We start from the raw sequence: 19,108 nt of genomic DNA on the forward strand, positions 1-19,108 counted from the left end.
TCATTTTTCTCGTGTTTGCGGACCTCACGCCTCAGAAGCTGTTGTCTTTTCGATCTTGGGAGACGCGCGTCGAACGGGGGTCCCGATCGGGTGGTCGCGGGGCGCGAGGCGCATACGAACAGGACCTCCTGAACAGCTCGTTGGTGTCGAATCACCGAGCAGCAGCAGGAGGCCCTGGTGCAGCAGTCTTGCGTGCCGATGGCCGGGCAGTCCAGCGCGGTCACCTGGGAGTGTGACTGTCTGGCTCACCGGTTCGGAAACGCCGCCGACAACGGGACGCGGCAGCCGCGCTACCCGACGGACATGACGGACGCGGAGTGGGCCCGGGTCCTGCCGCTGCTGCCGGTGCCGGGCTGGATGCGTGGCCGGGGCGGCCGGCCGGAGGCGTACTGTCACCGCACCATGCTCGATGCGATCCGGTATCTCGTGGACAACGGGATCAAATGGCGTGCGATGCCCGCCGACTTCCCACCGTGGGACCGCATCTACGCATTCTTCCGCCGCTGGCGCGACAACGCCCTGGTCAAGGAGTTCCACGACCGGTTGCGCGCGAGGGTCCGCGAGGAGCTGGGACGGGACACGCAGCCGACAGCCGGAGTGATCGACTCGCAGTCCGTCAAGGCGGACGCCGTCGTCGGCACGGACAGCCGCGGCTTCGACGGCGGCAAGCTCGTCAACGGCCGCAAGCGGCACGTCGTGGTCGACACCCTCGGCCTGCTGCTGGGCGTGATGGTCACCGCCGCGGATGTCGGCGACCGCACCGCCGCGAAGGTCCTGCTTGAGCAGGTGGCCGAGGCACACCATCGCCTGGCCCTCGTCTGGGCCGACGGCGGCTACACCGGCAGCCTCGTCGAGTACTGCCTGGCCACGTTCGCCCTGGTCCTGACGATCGTCAAACGCAGCGACGACCAGAAGGGGTTCGTGGTCCTGCCCAAGCGGTGGATCGTCGAGCGCCTCTTCGCCCACCTGATGCGAAGTCGCCGCCTGGTGCGCGACTTCGAGCGGCGCACCACCAGCGCGGAGGCGATGGTCTACTGGTCGATGACCGGGCTCATGACCCGTCGCCTGGCCCGGTCACACCCGCAGCGAGGGTGAACCGACCCGGCTGCTGCTCGGCCAGCCAGCCGCGCGCGACCAGGCGTTTCGCTTTCGACCGCAGTGCCTCCACCCGCGCCGGCACCACGTCCATGCCGAACATGGCGGCCATCTCCTGGCAGGTCAGCGGCCCTTGATGAAGCCGGGCCCGGTCCGCGAGTGTCTTGAGGATGCGCTGGTAGTCGACCGACAGCGCCGACCAGGCCAGCCCTTGTCGCCACACCGGCACCTGCGACTTCGGCTTCGCCGCGTCCCGGAGCGCCGACTGCCCCTCCCCATCCCGCGGATCCGGGACAACCTCCGCCTCGACGGTGGCGCCGTCGTCCGGAGCCAGCACCGTGTCGACCCGCCTGCGGGCGATCGCCCACTCCTGGCATTCCAGCTCGGCCGCAGCCAGCTCGGCCTGGATGCGGTCGGCCTCCTCCCGCAGCCCGTCAACTCGACGCCGAGCGGCGAGCTCGTGCTGTTCCAGCAGTCCGACAACCGACGGCATTCGCAACCTCCCGGGGAACGACGACCTGACAGGCCACCACTCCCACGGAACCACCACTCCTATCCCCGACCAGCGGAAACGCATCGATCACGTCCGGAAAGACAACAGCTTCTCAGAACGGCGTATACGCGGCTTCGATGCATTGCAGCTCTTCCTGATCAGCTGGGATCTCGTATCTTGATCATCAACCGTCACGGCCAGGAACGCCAGCCTCCCCGTCTCAGAACAGGCGAACTCCGCCTCGAAAGACCCCCGGTGGCTGAGCACGGCCCGCTCTGTGGGGAAAAGCGGAGGAGTCCCCGGTCGATGAGTGGGAGGGGCGGAGTGCTCCCGGTGCGGGGCCGGTGGCCAGCTGAAGGCCGTGGGTCGGTATGGCCCAGGACGGTCACGCCCGTGCAGTGCTTGCTCAGTCCGGAGGCCCGTCAGGGTGTGTGTCCGTGCTGGTGCTGGGCACCGGGTGGGCGGCGGCGATCACCAGTCGGGTGTCGGCATCGGCGATGACCTGCACGTTCGCCGGGAATCGGTAGTTGCGTGATGAGGAGCTGACGTTCCGGTCGCGGACCGGGACCAGGGTGCCGTTCACGGTCCGCAACCGGTCCGCGCGGTCGGTTGTGCTCGAGAGGGGTTCGAGTGCCGGTAGTGGAGCAAGCCGCTGGATGACGCGGCAGACCGTGGGGGACGAGACGCCAGACAGCGGAGCCAACTGTCGCATCGTCAGGTTCGTGCGGCAGTACACGGCAACGATCAGTATCCGCTCAGCCAGGGGCAGCGGCCACGGTTGGCTTCGCAGCCTGCCGTTGCCACCGCTCCCACACCGCCTTCGACCGACCGCGGAACTTCGTCAACCCCGGCCGCATGAAGGTCTTACCCCCCACGCCAACGGCTCCGTGATCGTCCCCGCCGCCGGCCGGAGGATCACCACTCGATGGGGCCGAGCCGGTCTGTGAAGGTCCCGCTCGGGCCGTCGGCGTCCAGCAGCGCCAGGCGAACGATCGAGTCGGTGCCTTCGGTGACGGTCAACTGGCCCGTGTTGTTGTTCATGTCGGTGGCCGCGAAGGTGCGGTTCACTACTTCTCCGGGGGTGGCGGCGTTGAACTTGATGGCGGGGAACGCCTGCGCGTAGCGGACGGTCAGCATGTTCAGCGCCGCCTTGGAGGAGCTGTAGGCGAGTTCGTGCATCTTCGACACCGGCTGCTCTGGGTCGGTCACCACCGAGAACGCGCCGACGGCGCTGGACACCATCACCACCCGGGGGTGGTCGGCGGCCTGCAACAGTGGCAGGAACGCATGGGTGACGCGGATCGGGCCGTAGACGTTGGTGTCGTAAACGGCGTGGACCTCCGCGACCGTCGCCTGGCCGGGGTGGATCGCGTGGCCCGGCGCCCCGGCATTGTTGATCAGGACATCCAGCCGGTCGGTGTGCGCGCGCACGAGTTCCTCGGCGGCCGTCACGGACTCCTCCGAGGTGACGTCCAGCGGGACCAGGACGACATCGATGCCGTCGGCGGCCAGCTTCTCGGCGGCCGCGCGGCCGCGAACCTCATCCCGGGAGCCGAGGAACACCTTCCATCCCAGCTCCCCGAGGCGACGGGCGGCCTCGTGGCCCAGACCCTTGTTGGCGCCGGTGATCAGGACTGTGGACTGCTTCGTGTCGGTCATGCCCACAAGACACCGCTCCCGTCGCGCCCGTGACGCGATGTGAGCGGCATCACACTGCGGTACAGCGCCGACGGATGATCAGGCAATCATCACGTCGCTCGGGCCCCACGCCGATGGACGACGTCAGGCGTCGCCGTTGAGCATGGCAGCGGTCAGGACGTTGCCGGCGACGCCCCAGCCGCCGTCGACGACCTCGTCGACGAGCACGACGGTGGTGGGCCGGGCGCGCTCACCGTAGATCTCCACGTACAGCTCGGTGGCTGACACCTTCAACCTGAGTGGCACACCTCCATGCCCATCCGTGCGTTCACCCAGCAGGACCTCGCACCACTCACCGCCCACTACTGGGCGAGGCCGTCCTCGCCGTTCAGCACGACACCTGGCGCAACGACTACCGCGAACCGGTCGCCGAGCTTCACGCCCCCGAAGCCTCACCGCGCAGTTTGAAGATCAAGTCAAAGGGTGTCCAGTGACAGCGGGCAGGCGGGGCTGTCGCCTCCTGACCGCCGGTGAGTAACGACTACTCGTCCTCGCTTCGAGGTATTGAGCCGGCCGCGGCCGACGTGTTCCGTGACCGTATGGTTCCCACGGATCGTCTCCTCGCCTTCACGGCCATGTCCTTCCTCCTCATCGTGATCCCCGGCCCCAGCGTGCTCTTCGTGATCGGGCGCGCTCTCGCTCAGGGCCGGCGCGCCGCGCTGACCACCGTCGTGGGCAACACCCTCGGGGCGTACGTCCTGGTCGGGGCCGTGGCCTGCGGGATCGGATCGATCGTGGAGCGGTCGGCCGTGCTGTTCATGTCGCTGAAACTGGCCGGTGCCGCCTATATCGTGTACCTGGGAGTGAAAGCGCTGCGCACACGACGGTCGATGCGCGCTGCTTTCGACAGTCCCCAGGCCGGCCGCGGCGGGCTGGTCACCCTCTGGGAGGGGTTCGTCGTCGGGGTGTCGAACCCCAAGACGATCGTCTTCTTCGCCGCCGTTCTCCCGCAGTTCGTCGACCGTGACCGGGGGAACGCCGTGACGCAGATACTGCTGCTCGGCCTCGTCTTCAACGTCATGGCGCTCGTCTTCGACAGCCTGTGGGGGCTGACGGCGGCGACGGCCCGGGAGTGGTTCGCCCGCTCGCCGCGGCGCCTCGCGGCCATCGGCGGCGTCGGCGGGCTCACGATGATCGGACTGGGCGTCACCGTGGCCGCGACCGGACACACGGACTGACCGGCACCCGCACGCGGACGAGCCGATCTCAGGAGGTGTCCGCCAGGGCGGTCGCGAGTTGGCTGCGATGGCTGATGTCCAGCTTCCGGTACACCGCGGAGAGATGTACCTCGACCGTCTTCGTCGTCACGAACAACTGCTGGGCGATCTGCCGGTTGGTCAGCCCTGTCGCCGCCATGCGCGCAGCCCTGGTCTCGCTGGGCGTGAGCGCCTCGGGGCCGGTCTGGCGGGGCGTGCGAGGACGTGCGCCGGCGGCGCGCAGCTCGGTACGGGCATGGTCGACCAGGAGCCGGGCGCCGCAACGGTGTGCCAGTTCCATCCCCTCGCCGAGGAGGGTGCGGGCCTGTGAACGCTGGTTGGACCGGCGGACGGCGGCCCCGAGTCCCACCAGTGTCTTGGCGTGTTCGAGTCGGGCCGAGGACGGGCGCAGGAGGCGCTCCGCCTCTGTGAGCACGCCGATGCCGTCGGAGCCCGGGGTGAGCAGGCCGACCGTCCGCAGGGCTCTGCCCTCGGCCCGTGGGGAGGCCCACCGGCGGGCCGCGTCGAGTTCTCGGCGGGCGTGGTCGAGGCCTTCGTCGGTACGGCCGAGGGCGTGCAGGCACAGCGCGGCGAGGGTTTGCCACGGGAGGATGGCCGGGTTGTGTCCGCCGCTCCCGGTGAAGTCCGCGCCGGCGTCGAGGGCCGCCTTGAGCGCCGCCTCGTGGCTGCCGGCCCCGTGCAGGACGCAGGCGTGGGCGTACAGCAGGAAGCCGTAGGCCCGGTTCTCCCTGTTCTGGGAAGGCTGGAGTGCCTGTTCCACGACGGCTTCCGCCCGTGCGGCCAGGCCCTGTTCGAGCAGGGTCTCGGCGAGCCACGCGGTGAGGGCGTACTGCTGGACCGGGGTGTGGGCCGTCGTCGCCAGGCCCAGTGCCTCCTCCAGGTCGCCGGCGGCCTCGGCGAGGTCGCCGCGCTGAAGCCAGGCGAAACCCCTGAACCCCTGCAGGGCTGACAGGGACAGCAGCGAACCGGTGGCGCGGGCGCCCGCGACCAGGGTCTCGCACGCGGCCACCCCCTTGTCCGGGTCGTGCACCACCAGCGGGAAGGCCGCGTTCATGAAGAGGAAACCGCCGTCGGCGGCCGCCTGGCGCACGCGCGGGTCCGCGACGACACGGCGGGAGGTCTCCACGCAGCGGGGGTCGCCCGCGTAGGCGTCGCAGATGGCGATCATGCCGTCGAGGGCCAGTGCTCCCATGGTCCCGCTGGGGGCCAGCGCCCTGAGCCGGGGCAGCTGCCGCAGCAGGTCCGTCCAGCCGGGGGTGACCAGGGGTACGGCAAGGAGGAGGGCCTCCAGCGTCCGGCGCAGGTCGTCCTCCTCGGCCGGGAGGCTCTCCAGGACGTCGCGCACACCGGTGACGGTGTGGTCGGGGTCCTGCATCCCCAGCAGGTAGACGAGTTCGCGGATCGTGGCCAGCCCTCCGCGGGTGCGCGGATCCACGGCGAGGTCCGCCGCCTCGTCCAGGTAGCGCTTGGCGGCGGGCAGGTCGGTGAGGAAGGCGGCGGTGCCCGCTTCGGTGAGCACGGTGATGCGTTCCTGCCGGGGCGGGGGCTCCTCCAGGGCCCTGCGCAGATACGTCAGTGCCGCTTCGGCGGCTCCGCTGCCGAGGGCATGGCGGGCGGCGTCGCGCAGGGCGGTGACGGTGTCGGCGTCGTGCGCGGGAGGCACGTGGAGGAGGTGTTCGGCGGCCAGTTCGGGCCGGGCGCCCGACGCGGTCAGCAGAGCGGCGGCCCGAGCATGGAGGTCGGCGCGCCGGCTGAGCGGGGTGCCGCGGTGCACGGTGGCGCGGACCAGGGGGTGGACGAAGTCGAGGTGGTCGCCGGGTTCGCCGTGTTGCGGGGCCGTCAGCAGGTGTGCGCTGTGCAGGTCGGCCAGGTGGTGGCCGAGGAGTGCCGGGTCGAGACCGGCGAGCGAGGCGGCGTGGGCCGGGTGTGCGCGGGGGCCGAGTACGGCCACGGCCTGGGCGAGGCGTACCGCGTCCGGCTGGAGGCGGCCGATCTCGCGGGCGACCCGGCGTTGCAGGGCCCGGGAGCCCAGGTGCTCGACCTGGGGCACGCTGCCCCGCGCCGGTGAGAGTCCCTCGGCTACCAGGGCCCGGGAGAGCTCCCTCAGCAGCAGCGGGTTGCCTCCGGTGGCCTCGTGGCAGGCGGCGGCGAAGGCCGCGTCCGGTGTTTCTCCGAACCAGGAGGTGAGGGCGAGACCGGATGCTTCGGGGCCCAGGGGCGTGGGGTGCAGGAGAGTGCATTCCTGGTCGGCCAGCAGCAGGTCGATCAAGTGCTCGGCGGCGCCCGGCTCACCGGGACGCAGGGCCACGACGAGCAGGAGCCGCAGGTCCGGCAGGCGCGGCAACAGATAGGCGAGGAACCGGAGCGATGCCTCGTCGCCCCAGTGCAGGTCGTCGACGACCAGGGCGAGCGGGCCGTCCTGGCACAGGTTCGAGGTGAGCCAGAACAGTCCGTGCAGCACGGCGAATTCACCCCGCACGGTCTCCGCATCGGTGCCGGACACGCCGAGCACGGATCCGGCGGGCCGGGCCGCGTCGGCCAGCCACCGGTCCCGGTCGGCCGGGTCGCAGGAGTGCAGCAGCGGCTCGTAGAGCTGTTGGACGAGTCCCAGTGAGTACTCGCGTTCCAGTTCCGATCCCCGGGCCGACAGCACGCGCAGGCCGGCCTCGCGCGCCAGGGTCCCGGCCTCCTTCAGGAGCCTGCTCTTGCCCAGCCCTGCCGGTGCCGAGATCGCGAGAAACCCGTGCGAGCCGCTGAGCGCGTCGCTCACGCCCTGCCGCAGCAGCGCCACGTCCTCGTCGCGGTCCAGCAGGTCGGCGGTCATGCTCTCATTATGGGCGGGGGAGTCCTGCCGGACAGGGCCCGGGGTGATCATTCCCGGACGTCGAGGGCGATCCCGCGGGCTCGGAACGACCCCGTCAGGTCGTCGGTCAGGAATCGCCGGGCGTCGGCGTCGCCCTTGAGGTGCCCGTCCATGTGGCTGGTGCACAGCGCGCGCAGGGTGTCGCCGCCGTGCTCGGCCGGGCACAGTTCCGCGAAGGGCCGGGACGCCTCGGCCAGGGCCACCACGTCCATGCCCGCGATCTTCATCTGCCCACTGAGCCACATCTCCCGTGCCGCGTCGTGCGCCGTCTCGGCGCCGTCGTTGAAGTGGGAGTGTCCGGCGCCCCGGAGCGCGGCGAACCGTTTGGGGGCGGCGAGGTGTCCGTACAGGTCATGTAGATCGTCGACGGCGATGACGGCGTCCTGCGCGCCCGCCAGGAGGAGGACGGGCACCGGTCTGCGCCAGGCCGCCGGGCTGAGCAGGGAGCCGAGCAGCGGTGACTGGGGAAGGCGGCCGCGGCTGCCGGTAGGGACAGCCACCGCGAGGACGGCGCCGATGCGGTCCTCCTCCTCGATGACCTTCAGGGCGGTCCACCCGCCCAGGGAGATCCCGCAGATGCCGATCCGCTCCGGGTCGACGAGGGCCGCCACCTGCGCCGGCCCTGCCCCTTTCAGCAGGCTGTCGAGGAGGAAGCGCACGTCGGCGCGGCGGTCGTACAGGGTCTTCGGCAGGCCCGCGCCGAAGTCCAGTTCCGCGTCGCCGGCGTCGGCCACGGCGTTTTGGAGGTCCTCGGCCGTGTCCCCCGCGAAGTCGGGGGCCGCCACGACGTAACCGTGTGCGGCCAGGTGGGTGCACAGGTGGGAGGCGTTGCGGCGGTGCCCCCAGGCACCGTGGCAGTACACCACGAGCGGGAAGCGGCCACGGGCAGCGGCGGCGTCCCGTACGGCGTGCTGGGTGGCCGGCGGCAGCCCCGGGGCGGCGACGTAGCGGTCCGCTGTCCGCTCGTCGATGTCCTGTCCGCGGTGGCCGGCCGCCGCGGGGTACCAGAGCTCGATGGACAGCGGGCGTTCGCGTGACGCGTCGACGAGGTGGGCGGTGGTCACGCCGGTGGGGGCCGGGCCGCGGGCGAAGGGGTCGTAGGGATTGGCGGGCATGTCGCTCCTCGAAGCCGTGCCTGATTGCGTACGGCCGTCAGCCGGCCGGAAGTCCGGACGCCGCCAGTTGGCTGCGCCGGTTGATGCCGAGCTTGCGGTACGCCGCCGACAGATGAACCTCCACCGTCTTGGGCGTGACGAACAGCTCCTGTGCGATCTGACGGTTGGTCAGCCCTCGAGTGGCCAGCTCGGCGACCCTGGCCTCGCTCGGGGTGAGGGACTCCGGCCCGGTGACCGCGGAGGTGCGCGGGCGGGCCCCGGCAGCCCGCAGCTCGTGCCGGGCGCGTTCGGCGAGCGGGGCGGCACCGCAGCGGTGTGCGAGGTCGAGCCCCTGCGCGAGGTGTTCGCGTGCCTCGGCACGGGAGTTGCCGCGGCGTGCCTCGGCCCCGAGATCGATCAGGGCCCGGGCGTACTCCAGGCGGGCAGGGGTGTCACGCAGCAGGTCCACGGCCTCGCGCAGCAGCGTGGCGCTCTCGGCGCGGGGCGCGACCACACCGGCGACGCGCAGGGCCCCGCGGCATCAGGTACAGCAGGAAGCGCAGGGAAGATTCGTCCGCCCAGTGCAGATCGTCCACGAGCAGAGCCAGCGGCTGGTCCTGGGCGATGTTCGACGCCAGCCAGAACAGTGAGTTCAGGAGGGCGAACTCGCCCGGCGGGGTCGTAAGGGAACCTCCGTATCCCAAAGCCGCCCCCGCTGTCGCGGCCGGCCCGGACAGCCAGCGCTCACGTTCGGCGTCCGGGGCCGTCAGCAGCAGCCGGTCGAACAACTGGCGGACGAGACCGAAGGCGTATTCGCGCTCCAGTTCGGAACCCCGTGCCGACAGCACGCGTAGCCCGGCCTCCTGGGCCAGCGCGCCCGCCGCCGTCAGCAGCCGTGTCTTTCCGAGCCCCGCGGATCCCAGCACCTGCACCGGTCCGCCGTCACCCGAGCCCACCCCTGCCACGGCGGCCCGCAGCCGCTCCAGCTCCGCGTCACGCTCAAGGAGAACACCTGGCATTCCCTCATTCTGCGCCTGATCCGGTTCTGGCGGGGGTGGATGGGACGGCGATGTGCGCCGACCTGCCGGGCCGAAGCCGCGGAGCGGGGCGAAGGGGCGGACCAGCCGACGGTTGCTCGATACAGCAGTCGGCGACGCGGACCGAACTGCGAATCCAGGGGGCGACAGGGTCGGTCGGTCCGTGCCCGGGCGTCCATGACACCGTCCGATCGGTCGACGATCGAGGCGGGCGCAGTTCGCGCACCCCCGGTCGACGCCCCCTGCCGCCTCGCACAGCCGGCCGGCAGGTTGAGTAAGAGTTGCTGAACCGCCTCCGCGCCCACGCCCCTACGTTGGAGGCGACGACGGACGGCAGCCGCCCCGGTCCGGATACTCCCAGGCCCCCACGCCCGCGGCCGTCTGCACCTCCGCGCCCCTCAGGAGCACCCCGATGGCCACACACCCCTCAGCATGGCAGAGCGTTCCCCTGCCCCAGCGGCTTGCCTGGAGCCGACGGCAGATGTGGCTCACCGCCGCCACCGCCGCACAGCTTCCCGACCTGACCGGCATGCGGCTCGCCGCGGCGGTCCACCTCGACATCAAGGCCGCCGTCTTCCTGGAGGCCTTCGCGGAGGCCGGCGCCGAGGTCGCCGTCACGCCGGTGAACCCGGTCACCACCAGGGCCGATGTGGCCGCGTACGTGAACAGCCGGATGCGGGTGTTCGACGCGGCCGACGCCGGCGTCCCGCCCGTCGAGGCGTGTCTGGACTGGAGCCCGACCCACACCCTCGAAATGGGCGCCGACCTCACCGCGGCGGCGGTGGCGCGCGGTTACGGCCGGCTCGCGGCGGCCATCGAGGTGACCCGCTCCGGCATCGCCCGACTGCGGGGACTGGACCTGCCGCATCCCGTGTTCGACCTGGATCGCGTGCCGCTGAAGAACAACGTCCACAACCGGTACGCGGTGGGCATCAGCACCTGGCAGGCGTTCATGAGCCGCACCAACCTCACCCTGCACGGCAGCGTCGTGGTCGTCGTCGGCTACGGCGAGGTCGGTTCCGGACTCGCGCGTGCCGCCGCTTCCCTGGGCGCGCGCGTGCTCGTCGCCGAGGAGTCCGCCGAGCGGCGTCTGATCGCCGAGTACGAGGGATACGAGACCGGCACCCTCGCCGTCCTGGCGGCACGGGCGGACGTCCTGGTGACCGCCACCGGCCGGGAACGCGTCATCTCCGAGAGCGTGCTCGCCCTGCTGACGAGCGAGTGCTTCGTCCTCAACGCCGGACACTGCGCCAACGAGATCGCGCTCGACGTGCTGGGCCCGGGCACCGAGGTGCTGCCCCACGTCACCAGCCACCGGCCCTTCGCCGGCGAGATCCTGCTCCTGTCCGGCGGCCACCTCGTCAACCTCGCAGCCGGGGACGGCGACAGCCTCAACTCCTTCGACCTGACCTCCGCGTTGATGCTCTGCGCCGTCGGCTGGGCGAGTTCCGGGGCAGCAGGCCACGCGCCCGGTGTCCACCCCTTGCCGCCGGAAGCCTGGGCTCCCTCCATCGAGAACTACTGACTCCCGGCGCACCTGATCGGACGGGGGTGCATCGGCCGGTCTCCGTGGCACGCCCGGTCTCCGTGGCCACGCCCGGTCTCCATGGCTCGCCCGGTCTCCGTGGCGCGCTGAATCTCCGTGGCGCGCCCGGTCCCGGTGGCTCAACCGCTCCGGGTGGCCCAACCGGCCCCCACGCCCCGCCCCGCCCCGCCCCGAGGCCTAGGGGGCGCCGCCCAAAGCTTGGGGTTCCGCCCCGACGCAGCGTGCGCCCCCAGACGGTGTGCTGGTTCCAGCGGGTGCCGCGTGGGTCGGAGCAGCGTCCCGCGGCACCCGCCCCCTCATCTGCCACTCCCCGATCCACACAGCCTCTCCGCACCGCGGAGCAAGCCCACCTCTGGAGGAACCATGTCTTCCTACGCTCGCCTTTCGACGGACGGCGGCGCCCCCGGGCCGGAGCCCGGCCCCGCCGACGACGCCGCGGAGGCCCCAGGAGCCGCGGGCGGGCGCGCCGGGCACGGGCCCTCCGGCCTGAGGCTCGCCGTCGTACTGGCCTGCGCACTCGCCGTCGTCCAGCTCGTGGTCGTCATCGCCTTCGCCTGGCCCAACGCCCGGTCGGGCCCCCATGACGTGCCGGTGGTGCTGGCGGGACCGGGGCAGGCGGTGGCGGCCGTGGAGGGCCACATGGCCCAGGCCGAGCCCGGCGCGTTCGACACGTCGACGGTGGACGACGAGAAGGCTGCCCGTCAGGCCATCGAGGACCGCGACGCGTATGCGGCGATCGTCGCCGACCCGGCCGGCCCCAAGGTGCTGGTCTCCTCCGCCGCTAGCGCGGCGGTGGCCGCCGCCTTCACCCAACTCGCCGGCGAGATCGAGGAGCAGAGCGGCAAGCCGGTGGCTGTCGAGGATGTGCGTGCCGCCCCTGAGAAGGACCCGCGCGGTGCCGGCTTCGCCTCCTCGCTGCTGCCACTGGTGCTCACCGGCTTGATCGGCGGTGTCCTCATCACCCTGAAGGTCTCGGGGCTGCGCAACCGGCTGGTGGCGGCCGCGACGTTCGCCGTGGCGGCGGGTCTGTGCACCACCGCGGTCGTGCATGGCTGGATCGGCGCGCTCGACGGGAACTACCTGGCCGAAGCGTCGGCGGTGGGACTGGTCGTGTTCACCATCACCGTCACCGTGGCGGGACTGGGCACGGCGCTGGGGCACCGGGGCATCGGACTCGCCCTGGTCACCATCCTGCTGCTGGGCAATCCGCTGTCCGGAGTCTCCACGGCGCCCGAGATGCTGCCCGAACCCTGGGGCGCCCTGGGCCAGTTGCTGCCGCCCGGCGCCGGAGCCTCGCTGCTGCGGTCGTCGAGCTTCTTCGACGGCGCCGGAGCCGGCGGCCCCCTCGCCGTACTCCTGGCCTGGACCGCTCTCGGACTCACCCTGCTGGTGGTGGCCGGCGCCCGGGCCGGACGGGCCCAGCGCCTCACCGCCGCGGCCTGAGTGTTCCGTACCGTCCTGTGTGCCCGCGTCCCGACCGGACGCGGGCACATCGCTGTCCGGCTCGGCAGGCACGCGGGCGCCGCCGGTCCGCGCCCCCAGGCGCCGTCAGTCCCTGCCCCCAAGCAGCGGGTCCCCCCGGCACCCAAATGCTGGGGTGCCCCTAGGGGGCGCTCCCTCATGCTGGGGTCCCTCGGCGTGGCGTTCGCTGGACAGGTCAGTTGCCCCCGACTCCCGAGGTCAAGACCATGTCATCGCTGCTCCATCGACTCGGACGCTCCAGCGCACGGCACCCATGGCGCGTGCTGTCAGGCTGGCTGCTGGTGATCTGCGCCGTCTTCGGCATCGCCGGCGCGAGCGGAGGGTCCGACTACATCGACCAGTTCAAGGTTCCCGGCAGCGACTCCACGCGCGCCCAGGAAGTCCTGGAAAAGGAGTTCCCCGAGGCGTCCGGGACCTCCGTGATCGTGGTCTACCACTCGCAGGAGGGCCGCCTCGACCAGCCCGAGCGGCGCGCCGCCGTCGCCGAGGCCAGCCACAGGGCACAGTCGCTCGACCACGTCGTGGCCGCACCCGACCCGCTGGCTCCCGCAAGCGGCGCGCTCTCCGACGACGGCAGGACCGCCCACACGACGGTCACCTACGGAGTCCCCATCGACGAGCTCGGGGAGAAGGACTTCGCGGCTCTCGAGAAGGCGAACGCAGCCGCCGAGCACGCGGGGGTCGAACTCTCCTACGAGGGCGCCCTGGTGGACAACTCCACCAAGGAGGAGTCGATGTCCGAGCTGATCGGACTGGTGGCCGCGATGGTCATCCTGCTGGTCTCGTTCGGCACCTTCGTCGCCATGGGGCTGCCCATCCTCACCGCTCTGCTGGGCCTGGCCCTGGGCACCGGCGGCAACATCATCCTGTCGCAGCTGACCACCATCGGCTCGGCCGCCCCCACCGTCGCCACCATGATCGGGCTGGGCGTCGGGATCGACTACGCCCTGTTCCTCGTCACCCGGCATCGCACCAACCTCGACAACGGCATGGACCCCGAGGAGTCCGCGGGGCAGTCCCTGGCCACCGCGGGACAAGCGCTGATCTTCGCCGGCTTCACGGTCGTGATCGCGCTGATGGGCCTCCAGATCGTCGGCATCCCCTATGTGGGGTCCTTCGGCTACGCCTCGGCCATGGTGGTGACCGTGATGGTGCTCGCCGCCATCACCCTGCTGCCCGCCCTGCTGGGACTGGTCGGCCACCGCATCAACAAACTGCGGGTGCTCACCGTCCGCCCGGCACCCCACGGCAGCGCCTTCTGGCGCCGCTGGGCCACCGCGGTCACCCGGCGCCCCAAGACGGCGGTCGCGGCCTGCCTGGTCCTGATGGGCCTGCTCGCCGTCCCGGCCCTGGACATGCGCCTGGGCCAGCCGGACAACGGCACGAAGAACGAGAACACCACCCAGCGGATCGCCTACGACCACCTGGCCGAGGCTTTCGGACCCGGGTTCAACGGACCGCTGACCATCTCGCTCAGCACACCCGACCAGGGCTCGCTCAAGAGCACGGGAACGGACGTCGTCGAGGCACTCCGGCAGGACGCGGGCATCGCCACGGTCGGTACGCCCGTTCCCAACCAGAAGGGCACGACCGCCATCGTCACGGCGGTGCCCAAGACCTCACCTCAGGACGAGGCCACCTCCGAACTGGTCGACCGCATCCGCGACGACGTCCTGCCGGGCCTTCTCGACGGCGCCCACGGCCAGGCCCACGTCACCGGGCCGACCGCGGCCAACATCGACATGGCCGAGCGCATCAGCGAACGCCTCGTGCTGTTCATCGGCGCGGTGGTCGGCATCTCCCTGCTGCTCCTGGTCTTCGCTTTCCGCTCGGTCTGGGTGCCCGTGAAGGCGGCCGTCCTGAACGTGCTGTCGGTCTTCGCGTCCTACGGAGCGGTGGTGACCGTCTTCCAGAACGGGCACGGCAGCAAGCTCATCGGGCTGGACGGAACCGTACCGATCATCAGCTTCGTGCCGATGATGCTCTTCGCCATCCTCTTCGGTCTGTCGATGGACTACGAGGTCTTCGTCGTCAGCCGGATCCGCGAGGAGTACGCGCGGACCAAGGACGCGGCGGCCTCCGTCGTCGAGGGCGTCGCGCACACGGGACGGGTCGTCAGCGCCGCGGCGATCATCATGGTCACCGTCTTCGGCTGCTTCGTGATCGGCGACGACCCGATCATCAAGATGTTCGGTCTGGGCCTGTCCCTGGCCGTGGCCCTGGACGCCTTCGTCATCCGCCTGGTCCTGGTGCCCGCGCTGATGAAGCTCATGGGCGACGCGTCGTGGCGACTGCCCCGCTGGCTGGACCGCGTCCTGCCGCACATCGACCTGGAAGGCGGCGGGCACGGTCCGAAGGCCGAGCCACGTCAGGGCCGGCCGCCCGTCGGCCCCGACCGGGCAGGCGAGCCCACCGACGAGGACTTCGCACCCGTCGGGTGACCTCCTCGCCGACCTCAGCCGGCGGCCCGGCCCCCGCACAGGGCGCCGGGCCGCCGGCCCCCCAAAAAAAGATCGTGCTCGGAGCACGGAGAAGGAGACGACCATGACCGAACGCAAGGCAACCGTCGTGGGCGCGGGAATCGGTGGACTCGCCACCGCCCTCGCCCTGCTGGACCGGGGCTGGCGCGTCGAAGTCCTCGAACGCGCCCCTCGGCTCACCGAAGTCGGCGCCGGACTGTCCCTGTGGCCCAACGCGCTGCGCGCCCTGACCGCGCTCGGACTGGACGAGCGGATCCGGGCCCAGGCCCTGCCCGAGTCCCGCACGGGACTACGCACGCGCGACGGCCGCTGGCTGTCCCGGATGGACGGCGCGGCGCGGAGGAACCCGCACGGCACCGCTGTCATGATCCACCGGGCGGCGCTGCTGGACACCCTCGCCGCCGCCCTCCCCGCCGGCGTCCTGCGCACCGGCGTCGAGGTCTGCCGGGCCGGTCCGGACGGCCGGGTCCTGCACTCCGAGGGAACCTCCACCGCGGACCTGGTCGTCGGCGCGGACGGCATCGGCAGCGTCGTACGGCGCACCCTGTGGCCCGAGGCACCGGGCCCGAGGTACGCGGGCTACACCACCTGCCGCATGCTGACGCGACCGGTGGACGTCGACGAGGGCGGCGAGTCCTGGGGCCGCGGCGAACGGTTCGGCTACGCCTCCCTGCACGACGGGCGGGTGTACTGCTTCGCCACGGTCACCGCACCCCGCAACGGCCCCCGCATCGGACTCGACGAGCTGCGACGGCGGTTCGGGCACTGGCACGACCCGATCCCGGCGCTGCTGGAGGCCACCGACGAGGACGCCGTACTGCACCACGACATCCACGAACTGCCGCCCCTGCGCTCGTACGTCCGTGGCCGTGTCGCGCTCGTCGGTGACGCGGCGCACGCCATGACTCCCAACCTCGGTCAGGGCGCCTGTCAGGCGCTGGAGGACGCCGTGGTGCTCGCGGACTGCGCCGCGGCCCGCGACGGCCTGCTCGTCTACGACATGCAGCGCCGCTCCCGCACCCAGCTGGTGGCACGCCGCTCCCGGCGCGTCGGCAGGATGGCCCAGTGGTCCTCACGCACCGCCGTGGCCCTGCGTGACCGGGTACTGCGCGCGGCACCCGACGACGCCTTCCAGAATTCCCTGGAGCCGATCATGGCCTGGTATCCGCCACCGCACCGGGGCCGCCGGGCGCTTTGACGCCCCACAGACGAGTGTCCCGGAGCCCTGGAAAGGGCTCCGGGACACTCGTCTGTGCAGGTCCGGTCTCCTCCGGCACCCACGGCCTCAGACGCCGCACGCCTGGAGCGTGGCGGGGCCGTCAGCCGTGGCGGGCTCGGCCGCGCCGGGAGCCGGCGCAAGTGCCGTTTCCCGGATGTGGACCACCACGGCCGTGCCGTCCCCGTCGGGGACGGGGGCGAGGAAGAGGTCCTCCACCAGCGCGTCCGCCAGCGTCAGCCCGTTCTCCGCCACGTACGCGGACAGGTCCGCCGGCGGGGCGGCAGGAGAGGCACTACGGACGGCCAGCGCGATCAGACCGCGGCCGCGGGCGAGCTCCAGGGCCAGGGGCGGCGCACTGTGCTCGACCGCGCTGGAGACGAGTTCGGCGGCCGCGATCGATGCCGTGGCGGCCACGGCGTCCTCGACCTGCCACAGCCCGAGCAGGCGTTCCACGACCCGTGCGGCGGCCGCCGCCGAGCGGGGGTCGGGACGGACGTACCAGGTGTACGCGGCGCCGAGGACCCCGCACATCGGGGGCAGGGCCCACACCAGGTCCTCGTCCCTGACGGTGTACTGGCTGGTGGACTGGGCGGTGGTCATGTCCCACACCCCCTGGCTCGGGAACCGGACGTTGCACCACCCACTCCACCGCCCGGGCCCCCGCCGAACATCGAGGAAAACCCCAAGCCCACCCCCCAGGGTTGCGACACCACCCCTAACCCGCCCTCACGGGCGCGGCCCCCTGAGTGGATTCGGCGGTCCCGGGGCACGTCACGGGACGAGTGGTCCGGCGCCTGGATGCCGCTGCGCGCATGGCCCTGCGCGCCAGTTCCGACAGCATCAGCAGTCCGGCAGCCGTCGCCTTCGACACCACCACCGCGAGCCACAGGCGGTCGCCGAACACCTGTCCTCCCACGTAGCCGAGCGTCGCCGCCCAGGCCGCCCACAGCGTGGAGGCCAGCAGGGTGAGCCGCAGAAACCGTCCCGGCGGGAACCGCATCGCACCGGCGGCGAAGCTGACCACGGTCCGTCCTCCGGGGACGAACCGCGCCACCACGAGAACGTGCCCCTGCCGGGCGGTCAGAGCGCGGCGCAGCCGGCGCAGCACGGCGGACTCGCCGCGGGCGCCCGGACGGCGGTGGCGCCGCCCCCAAAGTCGTCCGGTGCGGTAGGCGAGCGCGTCGCCCGTCCACGCCCCGGCGACGGCCACGGCGACGACGAGGGAGACCTCGACATGGCCCGCCGACGCGAGGACGCCGCCGGTGATGACGGACGTCTCGGCGGGCAGGACGGGCAAGAACACGTCCAGCAGGGTCACCAGGGCGAGTCCGGCGTAGACCCAGGACACGGTGGCGGTCATCGCCTCGGGACCGAACATGGTGTTTCTCCTCCCCGCGGGCCCCGCAAGGCCCTGCGGTCGGCGACAGGCCGGAACGGCAGCGGAGGTCCCTCGCCTCCGTGCCACTCCCACCAGACCGTCCGCTCCCACCTCCCGGCGTCGGGGGCACCCCCCAAGGTTTCGGTCACGCTGCGACCCGCCCGGCCAGGTACCGCGCGCACACCACGATCGCCACCTCGCGCAGGCGTGGCCTCGCGCGAGACGGCGATCGACGTGACGGGAACGGCCGCGCCTCAGGCATCGGCCAGGACCGGTCGCTCCTCGGGATCGGCGACCGCTACGGGTAGAGTCCGCCGGCCCCCCGCCAGCCGGCACCCCAGGCAGTCGCCGTGCCGCCGCATCGGGTCCCTGACCCTCCAGTCCCACTCGGCCCGGGGACGCGGCCCGCCGGGTTTGCCCCAGCCGGTCAGGTGCAGGACCCAGGTGACGAGCGCGGCGAGCACGACCACGGCCAGACCGCCGACCAGGCACAGGGCCGAGCCCAGGCACAGACCCGTGCCCGCGACGGCGCTGCCCAGAACGGCGATGGCTGTACCGGTCCATCCCGCCACCGTGTGGCCCATGTCGACGTCGCCGTGCGCGCTCATGCTCTCCCGCTCTCTGCTCGCTGCCCGAAGTTGTTCCTCGACGGTTCCAGCGGCCCGCGCCCGGCACATGAGTAATCCGTGCTCCCTCGACGCCCGCACATCGCCGCCCTTACGTCACGCTGCCCCCCGACGGCTTAAGTTCGGGTGGTGCGCCGGGGTCGTCACCGAGGCGCCCGGGGTCACCGCCGTCTAGAACGGAGGTGGGAGAAAGGACATGACCCGATGAACCACGTGAAGGTCCGCGATCTGATGAGCGAGGCGGTCGTCCGCGTCCAGGGCGGCACACCGTTCAAGGAGATCGCCCACCTGCTCCAGGAGTACGACATCACCGCGGTGCCCGTGGTGGACGACCAGGACCGTCCCAGAGGCGTCGTGTCCGAGGCGGACCTCCTGCACAAGATGCGGGACGGCCACGGCGACGACCCGGTCGCCACCGGCAGCCCCTCCGGGCCGGCGAAGGCCGGTGCCACCGACGCGGCCGGACTGATGACGTCACCGCCGCTGTGCGCGCGGGAGGACTGGAGCGTCGTCGACGCCGCCCGCGAGATGACCCGGCACGGCGTCAAGCGGCTCCTCGTCGTCGACGACGACGGCCGCCTGATCGGTGTGGTGAGCAGGAGCGACCTGCTCCGCGTCTTCCTGCGCACCGACCGGACCATCCGCACGGAGATCGTTGAGGAGATCCTGGTCAAGACGCTGGGCGAGGCGCCTTCGGCGGTGCAGGTGGACGTCACGCACGGCCACGTCGTGCTGAGCGGACGTCTGTCCTCCCCGGCCGTGGTGACCGAGCTGGTGGAGCTGTGCCGCGAGGTCGACGGCGTGGTGGCCGTGGAGTTCCGGCCGGCACGGACGGCCGACGCCGAAGCGTCGCTGGAAGCGCCGGCCCACTCCGCCTGAG

Annotated in this window: 16 protein-coding genes and 2 pseudogenes; 7 read left to right on the top strand and 11 right to left on the bottom strand. The window is 71.9% G+C overall.

What is annotated here, in order from left to right; all coding sequences use genetic code 11:
- Window positions 1–177: 177 nt before the first annotated feature.
- On the top strand, window positions 178–1,095 hold the full coding sequence (locus OHN19_RS43180) for an IS5 family transposase (protein ID WP_330265381.1): 918 nt from the start codon (window positions 178–180) through the stop codon (window positions 1,093–1,095).
- On the opposite strand, the gene OHN19_RS43185 is transcribed toward OHN19_RS43180, so the two are convergent.
- The 4 genes and pseudogenes from OHN19_RS43185 to OHN19_RS43200 form a co-directional block, all read right to left on the bottom strand.
- Window positions 1,052–1,588, bottom strand: a complete 537-nt coding sequence (locus tag OHN19_RS43185) for a hypothetical protein (RefSeq protein WP_330265380.1) — start codon at window positions 1,586–1,588, stop codon at window positions 1,052–1,054. The two genes, OHN19_RS43180 and OHN19_RS43185, sit on opposite strands and share 44 nt — an antisense overlap.
- Window positions 1,589–1,926: 338 nt before the next feature.
- Window positions 1,927–2,445, bottom strand: a pseudogene (locus OHN19_RS43190) (helix-turn-helix domain-containing protein); the annotation flags it as partial.
- A 58-nt stretch (window positions 2,446–2,503) separates the two neighbouring features.
- Window positions 2,504–3,247: an SDR family NAD(P)-dependent oxidoreductase gene (locus OHN19_RS43195; protein WP_330269474.1), complete on the bottom strand. Its 744-nt coding sequence runs from the start codon at window positions 3,245–3,247 to the stop codon at window positions 2,504–2,506.
- Between the two features lie 123 nt (window positions 3,248–3,370).
- A pseudogene (locus tag OHN19_RS43200) lies at window positions 3,371–3,505 on the bottom strand (tautomerase family protein); the annotation flags it as partial.
- A 320-nt stretch (window positions 3,506–3,825) separates the two neighbouring features.
- Here OHN19_RS43200 and OHN19_RS43205 point away from each other — a divergent pair.
- Window positions 3,826–4,464 carry a LysE family translocator gene (locus OHN19_RS43205; protein ID WP_330269475.1) on the top strand — a complete coding sequence of 213 codons (639 nt, stop codon included), beginning with the start codon at window positions 3,826–3,828 and terminating at the stop codon, window positions 4,462–4,464.
- Window positions 4,465–4,492: 28 nt separating this feature from the next.
- Here the strand turns inward: OHN19_RS43205 and OHN19_RS43210 are convergent, their stop codons facing one another.
- The 4 genes from OHN19_RS43210 to OHN19_RS43225 are packed head-to-tail and all read right to left on the bottom strand — an operon-like array spanning window position 4,493 to window position 9,479.
- On the bottom strand, window positions 4,493–7,327 hold the full coding sequence (locus OHN19_RS43210) for a helix-turn-helix transcriptional regulator (RefSeq protein ID WP_330269476.1): 2,835 nt from the start codon (window positions 7,325–7,327) through the stop codon (window positions 4,493–4,495).
- Between the two features lie 47 nt (window positions 7,328–7,374).
- Entirely contained in the window at window positions 7,375–8,481 is a 1,107-nt protein-coding gene (locus OHN19_RS43215) for an alpha/beta hydrolase family protein (RefSeq protein WP_330269477.1), read from the bottom strand.
- Window positions 8,482–8,518: 37 nt separating this feature from the next.
- On the bottom strand, window positions 8,519–8,974 hold the full coding sequence (locus OHN19_RS43220) for a helix-turn-helix transcriptional regulator (protein WP_330269478.1): 456 nt from the start codon (window positions 8,972–8,974) through the stop codon (window positions 8,519–8,521).
- A complete protein-coding gene (locus OHN19_RS43225) occupies window positions 8,913–9,479 on the bottom strand; it encodes an ATP-binding protein (RefSeq protein WP_330269479.1) in 567 nt (188 codons plus the stop codon). The genes OHN19_RS43220 and OHN19_RS43225 overlap by 62 nt, the downstream gene beginning before the upstream one ends.
- 430 nt (window positions 9,480–9,909) lie before the next feature.
- On the opposite strand from OHN19_RS43225, the gene OHN19_RS43230 reads away from it, so the two are divergent.
- The 4 genes from OHN19_RS43230 to OHN19_RS43245 all read left to right on the top strand — a co-directional run bounded on the left by OHN19_RS43230 (window position 9,910) and on the right by OHN19_RS43245 (window position 16,203).
- Window positions 9,910–11,022, top strand: a complete 1,113-nt coding sequence (locus OHN19_RS43230) for an NAD(P)-dependent oxidoreductase (RefSeq protein ID WP_330269480.1) — start codon at window positions 9,910–9,912, stop codon at window positions 11,020–11,022.
- Between the two features lie 384 nt (window positions 11,023–11,406).
- Window positions 11,407–12,486: an ABC transporter permease gene (locus OHN19_RS43235; protein WP_330269481.1), complete on the top strand. Its 1,080-nt coding sequence runs from the start codon at window positions 11,407–11,409 to the stop codon at window positions 12,484–12,486.
- A gap of 299 nt (window positions 12,487–12,785) precedes the next feature.
- Window positions 12,786–14,966, top strand: coding sequence for an MMPL family transporter (locus OHN19_RS43240; RefSeq protein ID WP_330269482.1), 2,181 nt, complete (start codon window positions 12,786–12,788; stop codon window positions 14,964–14,966).
- A gap of 103 nt (window positions 14,967–15,069) precedes the next feature.
- Window positions 15,070–16,203 carry an FAD-dependent monooxygenase gene (locus tag OHN19_RS43245; protein WP_330269483.1) on the top strand — a complete coding sequence of 378 codons (1,134 nt, stop codon included), beginning with the start codon at window positions 15,070–15,072 and terminating at the stop codon, window positions 16,201–16,203.
- Between the two features lie 87 nt (window positions 16,204–16,290).
- Here OHN19_RS43245 and OHN19_RS43250 read toward each other — a convergent pair whose 3' ends face one another.
- From OHN19_RS43250 to OHN19_RS43260, 3 genes are all read right to left on the bottom strand, one after another.
- Window positions 16,291–16,824, bottom strand: a complete 534-nt coding sequence (locus OHN19_RS43250; RefSeq protein WP_330269484.1) for a hypothetical protein — start codon at window positions 16,822–16,824, stop codon at window positions 16,291–16,293.
- A gap of 115 nt (window positions 16,825–16,939) precedes the next feature.
- A complete protein-coding gene (locus tag OHN19_RS43255) occupies window positions 16,940–17,602 on the bottom strand; it encodes a DedA family protein (RefSeq protein WP_330269485.1) in 663 nt (220 codons plus the stop codon).
- Between the two features lie 254 nt (window positions 17,603–17,856).
- Complete coding sequence (locus tag OHN19_RS43260) at window positions 17,857–18,210, bottom strand: HGxxPAAW family protein (protein ID WP_330269486.1); 354 nt, start codon at window positions 18,208–18,210, stop codon at window positions 17,857–17,859.
- A 222-nt stretch (window positions 18,211–18,432) separates the two neighbouring features.
- Here OHN19_RS43260 and OHN19_RS43265 point away from each other — a divergent pair, with 222 nt between their 5' ends.
- The gene (locus OHN19_RS43265) at window positions 18,433–19,107 is read left to right on the top strand and encodes a CBS domain-containing protein (RefSeq protein WP_330269487.1); all 675 of its coding nucleotides are present in this window, start codon (window positions 18,433–18,435) and stop codon (window positions 19,105–19,107) included.
- Window position 19,108 lies beyond the last annotated feature (1 nt).

Source organism: Streptomyces griseorubiginosus (assembly GCF_036345115.1).
GTDB lineage: Bacteria > Actinomycetota > Actinomycetes > Streptomycetales > Streptomycetaceae > Streptomyces > Streptomyces griseorubiginosus_C.

Bases quoted from the DNA above. Each gene is read 5' to 3' on its own strand.
- OHN19_RS43185 (WP_330265380.1), bottom strand. From the start codon at position 1,588: ATGCCGTCGGTTGTCGGACTGCTGGAACAGCACGAGCTCGCCGCTCGG.
- OHN19_RS43195 (WP_330269474.1), bottom strand. From the start codon at position 3,247: ATGACCGACACGAAGCAGTCCACAGTCCTGATCACCGGCGCCAACAAG.
- OHN19_RS43205 (WP_330269475.1), top strand. From the start codon at position 3,826: ATGGTTCCCACGGATCGTCTCCTCGCCTTCACGGCCATGTCCTTCCTC.
- OHN19_RS43210 (WP_330269476.1), bottom strand. From the start codon at position 7,327: ATGACCGCCGACCTGCTGGACCGCGACGAGGACGTGGCGCTGCTGCGG.
- OHN19_RS43215 (WP_330269477.1), bottom strand. From the start codon at position 8,481: ATGCCCGCCAATCCCTACGACCCCTTCGCCCGCGGCCCGGCCCCCACC.
- OHN19_RS43225 (WP_330269479.1), bottom strand. From the start codon at position 9,479: ATGCCAGGTGTTCTCCTTGAGCGTGACGCGGAGCTGGAGCGGCTGCGG.
- OHN19_RS43230 (WP_330269480.1), top strand. From the start codon at position 9,910: ATGGCCACACACCCCTCAGCATGGCAGAGCGTTCCCCTGCCCCAGCGG.
- OHN19_RS43235 (WP_330269481.1), top strand. From the start codon at position 11,407: ATGTCTTCCTACGCTCGCCTTTCGACGGACGGCGGCGCCCCCGGGCCG.
- OHN19_RS43245 (WP_330269483.1), top strand. From the start codon at position 15,070: ATGACCGAACGCAAGGCAACCGTCGTGGGCGCGGGAATCGGTGGACTC.
- OHN19_RS43250 (WP_330269484.1), bottom strand. From the start codon at position 16,824: ATGACCACCGCCCAGTCCACCAGCCAGTACACCGTCAGGGACGAGGAC.
- OHN19_RS43255 (WP_330269485.1), bottom strand. From the start codon at position 17,602: ATGTTCGGTCCCGAGGCGATGACCGCCACCGTGTCCTGGGTCTACGCC.
- OHN19_RS43260 (WP_330269486.1), bottom strand. From the start codon at position 18,210: ATGAGCGCGCACGGCGACGTCGACATGGGCCACACGGTGGCGGGATGG.
- OHN19_RS43265 (WP_330269487.1), top strand. From the start codon at position 18,433: ATGAACCACGTGAAGGTCCGCGATCTGATGAGCGAGGCGGTCGTCCGC.